This window comes from Dellaglioa sp. CoH-56-MRSF-13, assembly GCF_056782095.1.
This window is the reverse complement of record NZ_JBXAYC010000069.1, coordinates 1-417: the sequence shown is the minus strand read 5'-3', so window position 1 is coordinate 417 and position 417 is coordinate 1. Positions and strand designations below refer to the sequence as shown.

At 52.3% G+C, this 417-nt stretch carries 1 protein-coding gene; it reads left to right on the top strand.

The window, feature by feature from the left end:
- A partial coding sequence (locus tag AC1RP1_RS07920; RefSeq protein ID WP_481762709.1) for a hypothetical protein occupies positions 1-417 on the top strand: 417 nt, incomplete at both ends.

The window sequence follows — 417 nt, the reverse complement described above, 5'->3', positions numbered from 1 at the left end:
TGCGTCGTCTGAACTTGGGTCATCTGTCTCTCGAATACCCATCGTATGGTCTCAAGGAGTGGGGCGATCTGGTGTACAATGCGATGTGCGAGATCGAAAGGTCTGGCTATATCGGGAAATTCATGAACAAGAAGATGAAGTTTCTGATGCGCCCCGCCTTTGATTTGAAGCGCGACGATTTGAGGGGGGAGATGGTAACTGCCGCTTTCCGCGCCATTTATCTAAAGTTCCCACGTTTTGATTCCGTGCTCCACATTACGAACGTGGCTAAAACCACGATTAGTAATACTGGGAAGACCCTAATCACGTACCACACGAACCCCGCGCGCCAACGGCTTCAGGCTGGTGCCGAGAAAGGGCAGTTCGAGTCGCGGATCGTGAGTACCGAAGCTCTGTCGAATATGGAGGCACCAGACC